Origin of the sequence: Legionella cardiaca (assembly GCF_029026145.1) — a bacterium.
Lineage (GTDB): Bacteria > Pseudomonadota > Gammaproteobacteria > Legionellales > Legionellaceae > Tatlockia > Tatlockia cardiaca.
On sequence record NZ_CP119078.1, the window covers coordinates 916880 to 933910 of the forward strand.

Sequence of the window (17031 nt, forward strand, 5' to 3'; positions counted from 1 at the left end):
TAGAAAGATGAAACAATCGCTTGAAGAAATCATTAAAAGCCCTTTTGCAAAAGAGCGTTTTAGACTCGCACAAGAAGCCTTTGAACATACTATGTCAGTCATTAAGGGTTCCAGCAATCGTTTATCTGAAAGTGAAATCCAAACAAGTTTTGGTCAGAAAATTATAACTTCTCTTAATAAAATGCGTGAGGAAAAAATTGAGGAGCCTTTATATTCTCTTGAATGGATTCAACATGTTGCTTTTCTGGCAGAAGCTTATGGGGTGGGCAATTGTTGCGAAAAAGGTTGCGTGACATTTAATGTTTTGCATAGATTGCTTGATTTACTACCCTCTGGTAGAGGCATTAACATTGAATTATTTAATAACCCGATGATTGATCACTTTTTCGTTGTAATTGGTCGTGATTCATCTACGGATTCAGCCAATCCATGCACCTGGAATAAAGAAGCTATTATTTGCGATCCCTGGGTGGGAAAAACGCTCTTATTTTCTTGGTGAAGTTGATTTTGAGAATATGCAAGAAAACCCTTGGGCGGTCATAAATTATTTATTACCTTTTGAGGGCTCTGCAGGTCCTATTGTTTTACAGAAAGATATTCTTGCCAAGGCAAATGGCGTTAAAGATAGAATCATCTGTTCTCAAAACGCTATGGTTTTACGAGCAAGTTACCGCAATCGAGTTTTTACTTCTTATAATCATCATGTTCCCATGTGCTATGAAGCTTGGGATTATCCAAAAGAAAAACACTATATCAAACAAAAAAAGCTAGATGAAACCAAAGTCTCGGTATCAGAAAACAGTCTTTTTACTGGCGAAGTAAAGGAGCAAGAACCTCTAAATGTTTCTGCCAGCCCCCAAAAATCTTAAATTCTATGTGTGTTTAATGACAAGCAATAAACCCAAATAGCTTTATTATTTCTTATATTTAATCATTGGGCTACAGCCATCTAGGGAAAATACTATTTTTTTATAAATCACATTAATTTATGCTGAAATTTTTCAGCAGGTACGATTATTGCTGGGAATTTTATAGTGGTTATAAATTGATCGTGTTTTTTAGGAGTATTGACTATGTACTAGCTAATATCAGGTCGATGTAAGCTATTAGTTGATCACTTTGCCTCAAATAGTGATGGGATATATTTTATGGATAGCGAATCTTGGGGTAGATGGAGCGATGTAACTGGCTTCATTGACCTGAGATGGCAATGGAGAGAAAAATGAAGAGCATAACCATTATTGGCTCTGGTTTAGCTGGAACGTTATTGTCGCTCTATATGGCCAGAAGAGGTTATGAAGTTAATGTATTTGAATCAAGACCTGACATTAGAACAGAAAAATTAGATCGGGGACGTTCCATTAATCTTGCTTTGTCATGCCGTGGGATTACCGGATTGGCAAGTATTAGTCTAATGTCTGAAGTTGAAAAAATTATGGTGCCTATGTTTGCAAGAGCAATCCATGAATCGAATGGCGAGATAAAGTTTCAAGCTTTTGGCCGTCATAAAGATGAATATATTAATGCCATACATCGTAGTGAGTTGAATGCTTTACTACTGAATGTTGCAGAGCGTGAGCCACGAATTCATTTATATTTTGATATGAAGTTAGTAAACCTTGATATTGATAAAAAATTATTGCATTTTGAGCTTAAAAATCATGAGCAGCTTACAAGATCGTATGACGTATTGATTGGAGCCGATGGGGCAGGTTCTCGTGTGCGAGAGGAGTTGGTTAGAAGACAACTCATTGTTGCTTCAAGAAATTTTTTACCACATGGCTACAAAGAGTTGTCTATTTCAAAAAGCTATTCTTCTGATTTTGTCTCAGAGCATTTGCACCTATGGCCGAGAGATTCCTTCATGTTATTAGGAAATCCTAATCGAGATTACTCAATTACCGGGACTTTATTCCTCGCTCTTGAGGGTAAAAATAGCTTCGCAGAACTTGATAATAAAATTGCTATTAACGCTTTCTTTAAAAAAGAATTCCCCGATGCTTACAAGGCTATGCCCGATTTAATTGGTGAATTTTTAAATCACCCAACGGGAAACTTAAGTACGATTAAGTGTGCTCCCTGGTATTTTGCAGATCAATGTCTATTGATTGGTGATGCTGCTCACGGGATAGTGCCTTTTTTTGGTCAGGGGATGAATAGCGCTTTTGAGGATTGTCGCATTCTCAATGAGCTTTTAGATACTTATCAAGATAATTGGCAAGAGGTGATGCCCGCATTTTTTGCTTCTCGTAAACCTAATACGGATGCTGTATCTGCGATGTCAATGGATAATTATCATGAAATTCAAACAGATATACGTGATGAAAAGTTCAATTTAAAAAAACAAATAGAACAAGAATTAATGCACCGCTATCCAGAGATCTATGTATCAAAACATGTTTTGGTCATGTTTACCAATACGCCTTATGCAAAAGCTAAGGCATATGGAGAGCTACAAAAACAGTTATTAAATGAAATTTGTAAAAAAGTGAGGTCAATTGAAGAGATAGATTGGAACGAAGTAGATGATTTAATGCTTCAATATGACAAAAATTTGGCGAATTTAAACTCGAAAATAAAAACTCTTTTAACTTAAAGGAGTAATTTGGCCAAAATTTTGTCACCACCCCTGATTTCGGGGACAGTTTTTTGTCGCTTCCCGAGGTTTTGCCACGTCATAAAGAAAAAAAAACCGATTTTTTGAATAAAATTGCGTCAAATGGCAAAAAATTTTGGCATGGAGGGTGCAATACCTTACCTGAGTAACAATTTTATGCCGTGGAGGCAAATACTATGAAAACTATACAATCCTATATTGATTCCAAACAACAAGAATTTATGAATCATCCTTTTTTTGAAGTCTTGTCTCAATTAGATAGTTTAGAAGAAATTAGTTATTTTGTTCCTGAATTGACCTTTTGGGCAATGACATTCCAAGATATTTTACGTTTAAATGAAGAGAGAGTCAGTGATCCCTATTTGAAAAAAGTAGCTCGTCACCATCGTTTAGAAGATGCGGGTCATGAAAAATGGTTTTTGCATGATAAGAAATTTTTAGGCAAAGTCTCTCATGATGAATCATGTAATAAAGATGATGTAGCGTGGTTATACAGTAAAGAATCGCAGCTTACCCGTGATGCAGCCTATGCCATTATGTCTGAAATTTACAAAGCAGATGATGAAATAATAAATATCGCTTTATTACTCACATTAGAGTCTTCAGGCCATGTTTTCTTTGAAAAAGTAGTTAAACAAGTTAAGAAAACAGGTGCCGATAAAAATCTTAAATATTTCTCAAGTTCTCATCTTGAAGTTGAAATGGCACATGCCATTTTCGAAGAAGAAATGGAAAGAAAACTATTTGAGTGGCCAGTCCCTGTTAATGTTCGTCGGGAAGCACTCAAGATGATTGACAGATGTTATGAAGCATTTAACAAGATGTTTGATGGATTAATTCTTGCATGTAACAAACGACTACAGTTAGCTACTGAAAGGAATAAAAATGCAGCAAATGCATTGGAATATGTCTCAGATAAAGCAGTGTGAAAAAGAAACTGGTGAAGCGATGCTCAGCGATGAGCATACGCTTACCCTTTATTCACGTGATTTTGGTAAGATAACACAAACCTCTCCTGCTGCCGCTTGTCTCCCAAGCTCTTCTGAAAAACTTCAACTCCTTTTAAATTACGCCTACCAACATCATCTACCTCTCACCATTAGAGGTAATGGTTTAAGTCAATGCGGGCAATCTCTGCCAGTAGAAGGAGGAATGGCTGTTCATTTAGAAAAATTAAACCAGATTGGCTCTCTTGAGGAAGCATCTATCTGGGTCGATGCCAACACAAGTTGGTCTGCATTAATTAAGACCTCGCTGCAATGCTCTCAAATTCCTTATGTTATTCCTTATAACTGTAATTTATCCGTAGGTGGCGTTTTATCTGCGGGGGGAGTAGGAGCGTCTTCATTTAAATACGGTAACGTTATTTCTCACGTAAAAGCGCTTGAGGTTATCACTGCTGACGGTAGCCGGCAGATGGTCGAGGCCAAAACGGACCTCTTTAGAGCCTGTCTTTCGGGCCAAGGACGTGTTGCAATCATCGCCAAAGCATGCCTCAATTTGCGTCCTTGCTTAAAAAATGTGAGAACCTTTTTCCTGGTTTATCTTGACAAAGAGCAGTGGCTTAATGATATACAAACCCTAAAGGATAAAGCGGATTACCTTGAATCCTTTTGCTCTCCGTCCATTCAAGGTGCAAAAATCACATCAGGAAAACGTTTGCCATTTGCACAATGGCTATTTGCTCTGCACGTAGCCAAAGAATACGACAATACGCCTCCTCAATTAGGAGACCTTAGTCAGCAACTGCAACCGTGGAAAATCCTGCATACCCAAGATGAGGAAATTGACTCTTATTTACATCGTCATGATTCTCGTTTTGAAGGGATGAAACTTATGGGGCAGTGGGATCTTCTTCATCCCTGGTATGAATGTTTTATTCCTGGGCATTTATTAATGAATCTTGAGTCCATTTTGGAACAATTGCCCTTGTATTATGCGACTGTGCTGCAAATTGTTCCTATTGCCAGACAACCTCAGGTTGGCTTTTTTATGCTTCCAGATAGCGAACAGGTTTTTGCTGTGATGATTCTAACCCCAGGGGTTAATGAAAAGTTGCTTCCAGGTTGTCTGCACACCATTGAAATGCTGGATTCATTGTTCTTAACACAGGGTGGAAAACGCTATCTATCAGGCTACCTTGGTCAGAACTTACCACAAAACTATTGGCAAAATCATTTTGGTTCTTCTTATGAGGATTGGCTTAATCTTAAGAAAAAATATGATCCACGTTCTATTTTTAGATCGCAGCTATTTACGAGCTAAATTTTTTTCAGGTTAGCACATCATTTTTTGTTCAGAATTAGTGACTCTTGCAAAGCTGAATCATTGGTCACTAAATTTGTAGAGAAAGTAACCTTGTGTGGTTTCTTTTCCTCATGACCTAATTGTGTATGGGTGTTAGAACCAAAACTATAAAGTTCTCCTTTTTTACTAAGACATAGAACATGGTAAATTCCTGCAGTTACTGCTGTAATAACTTCACCTTCTGGAATAGGAACAAGTTTAGGGATCCCGAATCCGGCAGAGATCAAAGATTCTTGTGAATAATCTCTCCCAAAGGAGTATACTTTTCCTTGTTCGTCTACACAGACGGTATGTGTTAGGCAAGTGGTAATCATTGTAATTTTTTTATGACGTAATGAGTCAATGAGAGTCGGTTTTTTCGTAGAGCGAAGTCCTATAATTCCTAATGCACCTGATATATTAAGGCCAGTACTAAAAACTTCATTTTCATAGCTTAGAAATAAGGTATGGGAATAACCACAGGCTATAGAAATAATTTTTTTGTCCTTAAAGGCTGGAATGAGTTGGGGCTTAATGCACATTTTCACATTTTCCAGTCCTAACTGACTGGCTTCATTATCTCCGAAAGCATAAACTTCTCCTTCTTCGGAAAGACAAAATGAGGTAGAACGGCCAGCAAAAATAGCAGTTATTCTTATCTTTTTGAAGGCAGTAATTAATTGTGGTATGTTGCAATCGTCATGTTGTTCCAATCCTAATTGACCGCAGTCATTATTTCCCCAACTATAGACTTGGCCGTTGTCGGTTAAAGCCAGTATATGATTGTTGCCTAAGGCAAGTTTAACAATTTTTTTGCTGTCTAATTCCTTAACAAATTTCAATGGAGGGGAAATATTCCTATCCCTAAAATCCTTTCCTGTCTGATAAATTTTTCCCTCACTTGTTAAAAAGAAAGTTCGGGAAGAATAACAAGCGATATCAACAATGTTTAATTGAGGTTTTTGCCAAAATTGCGAAGAAAGACTTTCAAATGGAAGTTTTAGTTTTTGAGGCCGGTTACTCCGAATTCCTGTAAGTTGTTCAGCATCTTTGCTACCCCAAACAAACCAGCCTTCAGATGGAAGAAAATAAAAACTCACATAATCTCCGGCAGCGATTTTGGGAAATAGTTGCTTGCGAACATTCTCACACTGATTATAGGGATGAGAACTTCTAAATTTCTTTAGTTCATCAAATAGGTCTTCATTAGAAGTTAATGCGTGTTGTAGCGAAAAATGCTTAATAATGATTTCTTTAAATAAATTAACTGCCGACTGATAATCCAGATAATTCAGTGCTAAATAGCAAATAATGTCGACTGGAAGAATAGTCAGTGTTATTTCTTGAGAGGAAGATGGCATATTAAAGCTCTTGAAGTGCTAATGATTTTGTAAATTTGCACAGAATTTAATTTGTTTGTATTTGTTTTTCCATGGGTAAGATTACCCATCTAATTTAAATCTCATCAGTCAAGTTGAGCAGTTCTCATGACGAGGTTTTAGTATAATTCCTTTAATAAATTATTTGGAAAATGACAGGTTAAATTACAAACAGGCAAAATGGGCATACACGAGCACTATGGAGAGTTAAATCATGATAAGGGCAATGCGAACTCATTTCTTAAGTTTGTTTTAGCCATTGATCTAAAGAACAATGATTGATCTCGCATCCTGGCAGCGGTATTGGCTTATTGTTATAGGTTATTTTTATTAAAAGCTCATCTGAATCTGATTGATAAACAGAAAAATTCAAATCAGAAGCATAAGGTGGTGCAGAATCTAAAGGCACATGCAGTGCACTCATCACTCCAAGCAGAGTCACATCATGAGCAGACAGCAAGACGAATTGTGTCTTTGAACTTCGTTCGGCCACACGCTGTAGATGCTCTTTAATTTCATTTAACGCGCCTTTGCCCGCAATATCGCCAACTTGTTGAGGCTTAAATAAGGTAGCTAAAATCCAGTTACCTGCAGCAATCATAGTCTTTGCCTCTTCGATGCTTAAGCCTTGGGGTAATGCAAGATCATGAGCAATATAGGTATTCAAGGTGTCACCAACACTAATAACATCGATCATATTGTCAATTGTCATACCGGTTAATTGGCTCCAGCGTGCATATTGTGCTGACCACTCGGCTGATTTTTGCTGCCAATCAGCACGTGTAAAGACGTAGTTAGTAAGCAACTCAGAAAATTCATTCGTGCGAAGGTCTATTAGCAATGCATTATCTTGTGCTGCGGGTACTACATGAATTGGAATAGGTTGTATCTGCGAGGGTAATGCTGGCTTTGCATCTGCTAATACTGGTCCCGTTCCCGGGGGATATAAACCCATAAGCAAGGATTGTGCACTCATCATAGTCCGATCGACTTCTGTTGAGCGCACATACATAGTATTTGCTTGATAGCTTGCAGGTAATAATTGATTATCAACCAAATAGCGTTGATGTAACTTTACCCCTAACTGATATTCTTGCTGCATGCCTAAAGCGGTTAATTGTCCTTCACCCTCGCTCCATAGGTGGGGTGCATTGGGCAAGGTAGTAAAAGGGGTTCGATCGCCATGACGAATGAGATCCAGGGCAAAAACCAGACGCTCATTGGCAGCCATTGTCTGCTCAGGAATACTTGCAATCAAAAAAACAAAAATTAAAGAACGCATGAAAGCATGCATCGTGAAGACCTTTTTAAATATTCAAGCGCGAAGTTTAATGAGATTTTCTATAAAGTAAAAGAATTTATATCAGAAATGGGTGCCCGCCAATGCGGGCAGACAAGGTTATTTATTAGGCTTAAAAGCCATCAAGGTAAACAAGGTGTTCGTTTTATAGCTATCTTGATAAATAAAGCCTGCAGGTTCTATAGAGCGTTGCCACTCTGAAAGACGTCTTTGTCTCCCTCCTAATAAAACCATCATCACTATATCCATTGTTTTATTTGGGTGAGGTCCGGCATGTTCAGGTAGTACTTGCTCAGCAATGAATAAAGTTGAATTATGGGGCATTTGTCGAAAACAGTTACTTAAAATCTGTTGCATTAACTCATCATTAAAATCATGCAAAACACCTTTGAAGAGATAAGCGTCAGCTTGGGGGATGTCTTTTAAGAAATCGCCGGCAACTAATTCTATTTGCTCTGAGAAGTCCTTGCTATCGAGCTGGGAAATGACAGCGGGAGTGTCAAATAACATGACTTTTAATGTTGGGTATTGATGAGCGACTGCTTTTGCCAAGCCACCACGTCCACCGCCCATATCAATTAGATGTGAGAAACTCGAAAAATCAAAAGCATTCGCTACTGCTTTGTCATCATAGGTGGATAACTTTGCCATTCCTTTATCAAAATTACTTTGTTTTTCGGGATGCTTACTAAGAAAAGTAAAGAAATCATCACCGTGTTGTTGGGAAAAGGCAGATTTTCCTGTTTTTAAACTGGTATCAAGGTTTGCAAAAGCTTGCCACCAACTGTCATCAACCATGCACAAAACATCACGAATAGAATGAGGGTCGTCATCTCGCAATGGCAATGATAACTCGGTAAGCGAACAAGATTCTTCATCACAATTGAATACTTGATAAGCACTAAGAAATTTTAGGAGTCTTCCTAATAATTCTGGTTTCGTGCCGGTCATTTCAGCTAATTTTTTAATTTTAATTGGTTGTAAGGACATGTGATTAGCAATGCCAAGTTTTGCAACGGTATGTATTGCTCGTGAGACAACATACCAACGCGACATTGTTGCTAACTGAACGTAAGCAGGTTCTTGATTTATTTGCATGCTCATTTCCTATAAACATTCGTTATGTTTAGATCTTCTTGCCACAGCCGAATTGTTTTTAACAACTTCGACTAAACTTGCAATATCCCTTAATTTTCTGTGATGATAGGAAAACGGGATGAAGGTATCACTTAACTGGTTAATATCCAAAGCTTTAAAGAAAATCGCTCTATTAGTCAGTTGATATTAATTAATCGATTAATAGTAGGCAAAAATCATGCTAAGTTGAAGTAAGATATGAAAAAAACGACATTACTTCCGGATTATAAAGATCCAAAATTATTAATCGCTGTGCTTATTTTTTTCATTACCTTCTTTTTATTTGTGTGGGAGATTGTTAATCATTTTCAAACAACAGAAAAAGTAATGGTAGCCACGATGCCTGTGAATAAGAATGCTCAAGAAAATTTACGTAGTAATTCTCCACTATTTACCATATCGTTGTTTGGCGATTACGTACCTGCAAATTTGACAGAGACCGAGATTAAGCAATCCATGCTTGATGCTGAAGTGGTTGGTATTATGTTTGACTCTGATGAAAATCAGTCTCAAGTTATAATTCGAGCTGGCGGTGGGCAAGAAAAAATTTATTCTATTGGAGATTCTTTGCCTGGTGGCGCTATTATTAAACGAATTTCGCCAAATGGAGTAGTTGTCTTGCATAATGGTGCTCTTGAGAGTTTAAGTTTGCCAAAAAATGAATTAACCTTCGATGCTCCAGCAAAGCCGCTAATTGAGGAATAAAGTAATGCGTTTTTCCCTGCGAATAGCTCTGGTGATTGTTTTAAGTTTTACAGAATTTGCTTGTGCAAGTCGTTCAAACTTAATAGAAGGTATTAAGAGTTTTCGCGTCCAGGATTATCGCCAGGCTTTTGTTCGCCTAAAACCTGAAGCTAAAAAAGGACGCCCTGACGCTCAATATGCAGTGGGCTATATGTATTATTATGGTCAAGGCGTGGTTGAAAACCGCAAAAAAGCTTGGTATTGGATTAACAAAGCGGCGCAGGCGGGACAACCTGAGGCAGTAGCAGCTCTTGCTATTTTAAAGCAACAGCCGCAAAACATCTTCCCGTAAAAATCTAATCTTTATTGAAATTGAATCAAAGTGTGGCGTTAATGATTATAGACACCATGTAACAGCAGTAAACCAAAATTAAAATCCCACCATGCCAGCGAGCCATTCGTTTTTTATTGCGATAATTAATCCATAGCAGAATAAACGTGGTAACAAACATCACTGGAATATCTCGCCAGAGTAATGTCGTACTGATTGCTGAAGGGTGAATAATGCTGGGGAAGATTATCACTGCAAGCAAATTAAAAATATTAGCGCCTAAAATATTACCAATAGCAATATCATCGGCACCCTTCATTACAGCGACAATAGAAGTAGCCAATTCAGGTAAGCACGTGCCTATGGCAATAAGTGTTAATCCCATTACTAAATCACTTGCGCCAAGTAAATGACCAAGCTGAATACTATTATTTATCAAATACTTGGCGCTGATAGGCAACACAATCAAACCGAGAATAAAGCTTGCAACATGCGATTTGATGGAGTGTTTATTGAGTGATGCTTGCTGAAAAGCTAAAGTCAGTTGTTTTTGTGGGCGTTGTTGCCTAGTTACAAAAATAAAATAACAGAGGATGCCTATACACATTAATAATAACAAGCAACCATCTACAATTCCCAAATAACCATCAAGCATTAACGAGTAAGAAAAAAGCATTACCAGAAAAAGCAAGGGATATTCTCGGCGCAATAAGGTAGATTGCACGCGGATAGGTTTAATAAGAGCGGTCAAACCTAAGACCAAACCAATATTTGCAATATTAGTGCCAATGGCATCACCAATTGCAATATCTGTATAACCTTCAATCGATGCTGTGATAGAAATGATAATTTCGGGTGCTGAAGTGCCCAAAGCTACCAAGGTGAACCCAATGAGAAGTGGGGATAATCTGTAGTATGCCGCAATTCCTGAGGCGCCTGTAATTAATTGGTTGGCGGCCCATAATAAAGCGATAAGACTAACTAGTATAAGTAAAATAATCATAACAACTCTCAAGAAGATTAAGAGTTGATAATACTGGATTTATCGGCGAACACAATAAGCCTTTTTATGTTCAAAAACTTCTCATATTGTCGCTGATGTGATACTATAGCGGCTGTGTGGCTAAATTATCTTGATAAAGGACACAGAATAAGCCATGTAAAGAAACTATAGAATATCCAAGTGAGTTTCTTTCTTAATCAATGAAGAGCCTCATGCTATCTATCAATGCGGGCTGCTCTTTCAACACAGACAAATTATTATGTTGAGTAAACAACGTCATCTCTTTAAAAATGCTGCTTTCAGGCATTTTACGCTTAGTTGTATGTTAGCCATGTTCGGTAATGGTTTAACTTACATTGTCATGGTATGGGCATTAATTCGCTTTGATGCTTCCGTCGTTTCAACTGCTATTCTGATGACCTGCTTTTGGCTCCCAAACGTTGTATTAGGGCCATTTTTAGGCGTTCTTGCCGATAGGTGGAATCGTAAAAAATTACTTCTAGCCACCGTTGGCTTGCGAGCTGTTTGCTTATTTGGTTTTGCAGTAGTGGTTTATCATGATTATGCAACACCTTTTGCCATTTATTTCCTTGCCACGTTAATTGGGACATTGTTAGCCGCTTATATCCCTGTTGCCATGGCTTTTGTGCGTGAAATTATTAAAGGTGAGGAAGATTTACTCTATGCTAATGCGATGCTCGACACTGCTTACGAGGTTGGGGCTGCTTTGGGGATGGGAGGCGCGGGCCTTATTTTGGCAGGAACGTCATTCGCTACCTGTTTTATTATTAACAGTGCTTGTTATCTGTTAGCAGCGCTTTTTATTTTATTAATTCCTTATTCCAGAGAAGTCGAAGAAAAAACCGTCGTTGAATCTTTTTCTATGCAATTTATAAAAGGAGGACGTTATATTATTCGCCGATTCCCTCTCTTATTGATTTATTTAGTGCAGGGATTGTTTTTTGTTTGTTATATGACAGCCCCGGTGTTGCTAGCTCCCTATGCTAAATCAGTATTACACAGCAATGTTACGCAATTTGGCTGGCTTGAGGCGTCATTATCTGCAGGTATCATTTTTGGTGGTTTTGTAAGTCCCTGGTTAGCAACACGTTTTTCTTTAACCAGAGTTATTTTTGGTCAAGTAATGCTGGGAGTTCTTTCATTCTACTTCTTTAGTCATACGCAGAATACAGAATGGGCTATTTTCTATCATTTCTTGCTTGGCTTTTCTTTCTCTTCATGGGCATTGTTGACAACATTAGCTCAAGAAATGACAGACTTAAGTTATCAGGGAAGGGTACAATCTTTGTTTAATAGTTTATCTGGTGCAGTCATCATTTTCTTCTATTATGCCTTGGTGCACTGGAGAAGTATTCCTGTTGCAAAATTGTATTCTGCAGAAATTATAATGTTGCTGTTAGCTGGGGTAATTTTAATTTTGCTGGTCATTAACAAACGTCGCCAGAACCTAGATTCTCTTGAAAGCGAGTAATAATGGCTGTGATTGGTTTTGCTAGCCCAATATGACTAATTTCGTTTAGTTTGAACCACCTGCCATTGGTTTCAACAAGTGTATTGGGTGATGGCGTTACCTGTATCTCAATGGCTTTAATGTGAAGATGAAAATGGCTAAATGAATGTTTGAGGTTCATCATTTCTTTAGCAGTTAAACAGTCAAGGTTATAAATTTTTTTAATATGCTCTTTAGGACAGGTGTTCATATCAATACTTGGAATACACCACAGTCCACCCCAAAGACCTATCGGAGGTCTTTTCTCCAGATAAATTTGGTTTTCTGCTGTGTGGAGCAGTAAAAATTGCTCCTTTCTATGAGGAAGTGCTTTTTTAGGTTTTTTTTGTGGGTAAAAATTTATTTTATCGTGCAATTTAGCTAAGCAAGTTTCCTGCAAAGGGCAGTGATAGCAGTTAGGGTTCCTCATGGTGCAGCAGGTTGCCCCTAAATCCATAATAGCTTGTGTGTAATCCGCACAGCGGTAATTGGGCATACACTGATTTGCCAGTTGCCAGAGATTTTTTTTTACTGTAGCCTGCTCCGGCCAGCCTTCAATCATAAAGTATCGGCAAAGAACACGTTTTACATTCCCATCGAGAATTGCTGCAGGCAGATTAAATGCCTGGGATGCAATTGCTGCGGCAGTGGAGTCACCTATCCCAGGCAAGGCAAGCAATTCTTCCAGGCGATGAGGAAATTCCCCCTGATACTCTGCACAAATTATTTTTGCTGTTTTTATGAGATTGCGCGCTCGACTGTAATACCCTAATCCTGACCACAATGCTAATACTTGATCCTCGGGTGCTGCGGCCAAATGGTGGATATCTGGAAAATGATTCATGAAACGATCGAAATAAGGGATGACAGTTTTAACTTGGGTTTGTTGTAGCATAATTTCAGAAATCCAGACCCGATAAGGAGTTCGAGGATTTTGCCAAGGGAAATTCTTGCGTCCAAAGGTATCAAACCAGGTTAGTAAAGGTTGACTAAATTGCTCTTGTAGTTGCTGCTTAGTCATTCTTTGTCGTTAAAAGGGTTTTGATTTGTTTGTGGATTTGCTTTACCGGTTTTACCAGCGTTTCTTTTAACCAATACTTGGTAAGAATAGGGTTAATAATTTTTAAATCAGGTAATACGGTTGGCTCTGTTAAGTAACCTTTAACTAAAAGAGGAAAGTTTCCACCTAATAATTGTTGAATTTTATCAACTTCTGGATCAGTTAAACTAACTTGAGCAAGCAGGTGGCTATCCACGCTATTGTCTTTAAGGTTTACTTTCCCGTCACCCTTAAGTTGTAAGCGCTCGGTTTGTAGTACTAACGAATCACTTAGTAATTTTGCATCTTGGAGAGAATATTGAAATGTTAACAATTTAAAATTGGTGTTTCCTTTGAAAAAAGCAGGATTATCAAATTGGCTTAATTGTAAAACATCTTTAACCTCATTATTTTTACCATTAAGCAATTTATTGATTTTACTACTCGTTTCATCAATAACCTTATCTAAATTTATTGACTCAACAATACCATCTTTTATTGTAAGATTACCTTTTCCTAAAATGCTTTCAGGCCAATTTTTATTCTGCATATTGGCTTGAGTATGAATGGACAAATCGACACTGCCTTTAAACAATTTTTTATTAAGTAAATCGGAAGTTAATTTATTGCCATTAAGATTAGTCGCGGTTTGATTGAGAGCAAGTTTCATGCTGGCAAACTCGTAACTGAGATCACCAACTGATTCGCCATTGTACATATTTAAAGTTAGAGGGTTTAACCAGAGTACTCCTGGTTTGGTTTTTACATGTGCACGAATTTTATTTACTTTAAATTGATGAATGTTAAAGTCCTGGACTGCTAATTGACCGTCCAGTGGTGTATTTTGCAATGCATTAAATGGATTATTAAATAAGGAAGTTGATAACGTTGTACTACCTTTAAAATTAATTTGTGCTTTCATAACAGATTTGTTACCAGAAGCGACATTTAGCTGGGTTTTAAACTGAAGAGGGAAGGGAGTTTTATTTAAATTAAATTGTTCAGCCCCAATTTGTAAATTGGCCAGTTTAATGGTTTGTTCGCTCCCATTGAAATTAATTTGGCCGTGACTCAAAAGAAAACGCTCTATGGCAAATTGTTCCGCAATGTTGCGATTTTTGGGGCTGGAGGATTGTGCTGTTTTTTTGTTTTTAACCTTGATTGGTTCTGCATTTGGATTTATGTTAATTTGAAAACCATTAACATCGAGCTCACTAAAAACTAATTTACCGCGTAAAAGCGGGGTAATTTTTAAATTAAAAAGTAAATTCTCCAGTTTTATCGAGTAATTACTTTGGTCATTTTTTTCGCTACCAATTTGTACTTTTGTAATTTTTATTCCTGGGCGTGGAAAAATTTGCCAGGAAATGTCGCCATCGACCTGGCTTTGCTGATCTGTTAAGGCAGTCAATTGTGAGCTGACATAGTCTTTAATAACTTCTGGATTAATTGATTTGGCAAGTGCCCATAGGATAACGGCGGCTACAATGAGAAAGGCAACTATCGAGACAGTTAGTTTTTTTAGGAGTTTCATGTCGAATACTGGAAAAAAACGGCAGGTATATAGTATAGCGAAGAATGATTATGTCAAGGCAAAGGTCCCAGTGCTATCTCATTAAAAAATAAAACCGTGTCTAAAATTACCGTCATTCCAAGTGTAGTGAGGAATCTCGCGTAATTTGGTAATACTTCTGCTTAGTAGATGTCTGATTATATGACTTTAATACTGAATTCTAATGACATCGTCCAATGACAGGAGGTTCTTCGCTACGCTCGGAATGACAGAGTGGGCGAATAACGCGTGTTTCGCGATACCATATGATTTTATTAGTTTTTTTTGTTCTGGGTTAATCTACCGCCATTTAAAATACCTCGGCGTCTAATTTATAAAAAAATAATTTTTTGCTTGTCATTATTTTTAAATTGAACTAATCTGATAGTCTTCCCTTAAAAAAAGTTAGGGGAAAAAAGACGTTGATTTTGCTTTTTAGCTGTACTCAGGATGAGTCGATAAAATCAAGGAGAGCGTCATGCAATCAAGTAAATGGGAAATTATAATTCTCAAACCTACTCCAGTTTTTTTATCATTCCTTGCTTCACAATTACCAGAGATTGAGTTACCAGAATTACGTTTGTTGCAAACTGATAACACAGCTTATGTTATTGAAAAGCAGAAAAATGATGAAGATACTTTAAATGAAATAGAACGACACTTCACCACGATGTTTAGGCATGAGATATGTCGTTGGCTGGGTGAAAACGCACGTAACGAAATCGAAGGAAGCTTTCTAGACTTTTTATGCTGTTTTAAATTTGAACTTCATTCTCACATCGTTCTTATGGAACCCTCTTTTGAAGAAGGTAAGCAGTTACTACGTGTCAGGCCACGTTCAGTTTTATTGAAATGGATGAAGGCAGCTGTTGAAGATCAGAGTGATTTGGTTAGTGTATTAGAGAAAGTTAATATTTCTCACCTGGCTGAGAATGCAACAGTAGTAGTTAAAAATTTCACTAAATTGACCCAGATTAAACCATTTCTGCAACATCACTACGAGCCTATTTTTGAAGCAGAAATGATGCGTATGTGCAATAACGTTGAAGAATGGCCTGTTGTTGATTCGTTTCAAGCATTCAGCCGTTATTTTGCCATCGATATACATACTCAATTGATTCATTTGCACTAAAGGAGACTTTGCTATGGAACCAGTAACTATAGCGATCATTTGTGCGACTGCATTTGGCGTTGTTGCTGTATTGTCAGCTTTTATTCGACAGCTGTTATTAAGCCGCGATAAAAATTTAAACGATAAAGCTCAGCAGATAGCACTTACTCAGGAAGTAAAAGAGTTGGAAAACCTTCGTAGTGAGATGGCGAATAATAAACGTTTTGATTCTCATTATCAGGTTTTAGGTACAAACAAGGATGCTATTCAATATCTTGATCAAAAAATCGAAGACATTCTTAAGAAAAAAGCAGATTTAATAGAACGTTATGCTCAAATTGCTGTTAGGGAATCAACAGCAATGATTAGTGGGGAGCAGTCTGCTGAGCGCAAGGCAATTTGTGACAAGCTTAAAAGTGAAATAGATAGTGAGCTTGGATTTTATGATAGTGAGTTAGAGCAATTGCAAAAAAGAAGAGATTCACTATGGGATACACATTCTGAGTTAAAAGATTATCTTTTAGATCAGGAAAAAAAGCGTAACAGACATCTGGATGCTATCTACCAACGTCATTCAGGACTATTAGAAAAGATTTATCTGCGTCATAACCGAAATAGTGAAAATATTGCCGTGAAATCAATTGATGCGGGCACACAGACATTCAAAGCAATGATCATGGCTCCAATAACGATGCTCATGCAATATTTTAAGCCTTCCAGTGACATTAACGATGAACAAGCTAAAGATGAAATTGATGCTAGAGAAGATGTGGCAGAGGCTGAAGATGATATTAATGGCAAAGAGGATGGTGAGGTAATAGAGGATATTCCTAATAATGATGAAAATGAAGGCAATAATGGTAAGAAAGAATTTGCAGTGTAGCTTTAAATAAAAACGTAATCTTCAAATCCACTTAATAAATCGTCTTGTTATAAAGTCTTAACCTTGATGCTAGCAATGCAAACATCAAGGTTATACAAAAGATGCCCGCAGCAAGATATACATACTTTACGTCCAGGAAAACATTCACTTTTGATTAATAACTATTTTTTATTAAATTTTCTAAAATGACTTTAAAAAT

The 17031-nt window shown here is 37.3% G+C and carries 16 protein-coding genes; 10 read left to right on the forward strand and 6 right to left on the reverse strand.

Translation table 11 applies throughout. The annotated features are described in order from the left end of the window. Positions 1 to 7 precede the first annotated feature (7 nt). From PXX05_RS03970 to PXX05_RS03990, 5 genes are all read left to right on the forward strand, one after another. Positions 8 to 499 carry a hypothetical protein gene (locus PXX05_RS03970; RefSeq protein WP_275089764.1) on the forward strand — a complete coding sequence of 164 codons (492 nt, stop codon included), beginning with the start codon at positions 8 to 10 and terminating at the stop codon, positions 497 to 499. Between the two features lie 16 nt (positions 500 to 515). Further along, a complete protein-coding gene (locus tag PXX05_RS03975; RefSeq protein ID WP_275089765.1) occupies positions 516 to 869 on the forward strand; it encodes a hypothetical protein in 354 nt (117 codons plus the stop codon). A 353-nt stretch (positions 870 to 1222) separates the two neighbouring features. Further along, positions 1223 to 2596, forward strand: coding sequence for an FAD-dependent oxidoreductase (locus tag PXX05_RS03980; protein ID WP_275089766.1), 1374 nt, complete (start codon positions 1223 to 1225; stop codon positions 2594 to 2596). Positions 2597 to 2793: 197 nt separating this feature from the next. Next, positions 2794 to 3546 carry a hypothetical protein gene (locus PXX05_RS03985; RefSeq protein ID WP_275089767.1) on the forward strand — a complete coding sequence of 251 codons (753 nt, stop codon included), beginning with the start codon at positions 2794 to 2796 and terminating at the stop codon, positions 3544 to 3546. Then, positions 3503 to 4882, forward strand: a complete 1380-nt coding sequence (locus PXX05_RS03990; RefSeq protein WP_275089768.1) for an FAD-binding oxidoreductase — start codon at positions 3503 to 3505, stop codon at positions 4880 to 4882. Before PXX05_RS03985 ends, PXX05_RS03990 begins: the two co-directional genes overlap by 44 nt. A 20-nt stretch (positions 4883 to 4902) precedes the next feature. Here the strand turns inward: PXX05_RS03990 and PXX05_RS03995 are convergent, their stop codons facing one another. From PXX05_RS03995 to PXX05_RS04005, 3 genes are all read right to left on the reverse strand, one after another. Then, a complete protein-coding gene (locus PXX05_RS03995) occupies positions 4903 to 6264 on the reverse strand; it encodes an RCC1 domain-containing protein (protein ID WP_275089769.1) in 1362 nt (453 codons plus the stop codon). 259 nt (positions 6265 to 6523) lie between these two features. Next, positions 6524 to 7576, reverse strand: a complete 1053-nt coding sequence (locus PXX05_RS04000; protein ID WP_275089770.1) for a histidine phosphatase family protein — start codon at positions 7574 to 7576, stop codon at positions 6524 to 6526. Between the two features lie 105 nt (positions 7577 to 7681). After that, complete coding sequence (locus PXX05_RS04005) at positions 7682 to 8680, reverse strand: methyltransferase (RefSeq protein WP_275089771.1); 999 nt, start codon at positions 8678 to 8680, stop codon at positions 7682 to 7684. Positions 8681 to 8917: 237 nt separating this feature from the next. Here PXX05_RS04005 and PXX05_RS04010 point away from each other — a divergent pair, with 237 nt between their 5' ends. Both PXX05_RS04010 and PXX05_RS04015 read left to right on the forward strand, forming a co-directional pair. After that, complete coding sequence (locus PXX05_RS04010) at positions 8918 to 9424, forward strand: type II secretion system protein N (RefSeq protein ID WP_275089772.1); 507 nt, start codon at positions 8918 to 8920, stop codon at positions 9422 to 9424. A 4-nt stretch (positions 9425 to 9428) separates the two neighbouring features. Then, positions 9429 to 9755 (forward strand): tetratricopeptide repeat protein, encoded by a 327-nt coding sequence (locus PXX05_RS04015; RefSeq protein ID WP_275089773.1) that lies wholly within the window; start codon positions 9429 to 9431, stop codon positions 9753 to 9755. A 25-nt stretch (positions 9756 to 9780) separates the two neighbouring features. Here PXX05_RS04015 and PXX05_RS04020 read toward each other — a convergent pair whose 3' ends face one another. Continuing rightward, the gene (locus PXX05_RS04020; RefSeq protein ID WP_275089774.1) at positions 9781 to 10737 is read right to left on the reverse strand and encodes a calcium/sodium antiporter; all 957 of its coding nucleotides are present in this window, start codon (positions 10735 to 10737) and stop codon (positions 9781 to 9783) included. A 259-nt stretch (positions 10738 to 10996) separates the two neighbouring features. Here PXX05_RS04020 and PXX05_RS04025 point away from each other — a divergent pair, with 259 nt between their 5' ends. Beyond that, positions 10997 to 12229 carry an MFS transporter gene (locus PXX05_RS04025; RefSeq protein WP_275089775.1) on the forward strand — a complete coding sequence of 411 codons (1233 nt, stop codon included), beginning with the start codon at positions 10997 to 10999 and terminating at the stop codon, positions 12227 to 12229. Here PXX05_RS04025 and mutY read toward each other — a convergent pair. Together mutY and PXX05_RS04035 are read right to left on the reverse strand one after the other, a co-directional pair. Next, the gene (mutY, locus tag PXX05_RS04030; RefSeq protein ID WP_275089776.1) at positions 12186 to 13268 is read right to left on the reverse strand and encodes an A/G-specific adenine glycosylase; all 1083 of its coding nucleotides are present in this window, start codon (positions 13266 to 13268) and stop codon (positions 12186 to 12188) included. The two genes, PXX05_RS04025 and mutY, sit on opposite strands and share 44 nt — an antisense overlap. After that, entirely contained in the window at positions 13261 to 14820 is a 1560-nt protein-coding gene (locus PXX05_RS04035) for an AsmA family protein (protein WP_275089777.1), read from the reverse strand. Before PXX05_RS04035 ends, mutY begins: the two co-directional genes overlap by 8 nt. Positions 14821 to 15316: 496 nt before the next feature. Here PXX05_RS04035 and PXX05_RS04040 point away from each other — a divergent pair, with 496 nt between their 5' ends. Both PXX05_RS04040 and PXX05_RS04045 read left to right on the forward strand, forming a co-directional pair. Further along, positions 15317 to 15970 carry a hypothetical protein gene (locus PXX05_RS04040; protein ID WP_275089778.1) on the forward strand — a complete coding sequence of 218 codons (654 nt, stop codon included), beginning with the start codon at positions 15317 to 15319 and terminating at the stop codon, positions 15968 to 15970. Positions 15971 to 15983: 13 nt separating this feature from the next. Then, entirely contained in the window at positions 15984 to 16832 is an 849-nt protein-coding gene (locus tag PXX05_RS04045; protein WP_275089779.1) for a gluzincin family metallopeptidase, read from the forward strand. The last annotated feature ends 199 nt before the right edge of the window (positions 16833 to 17031 follow it).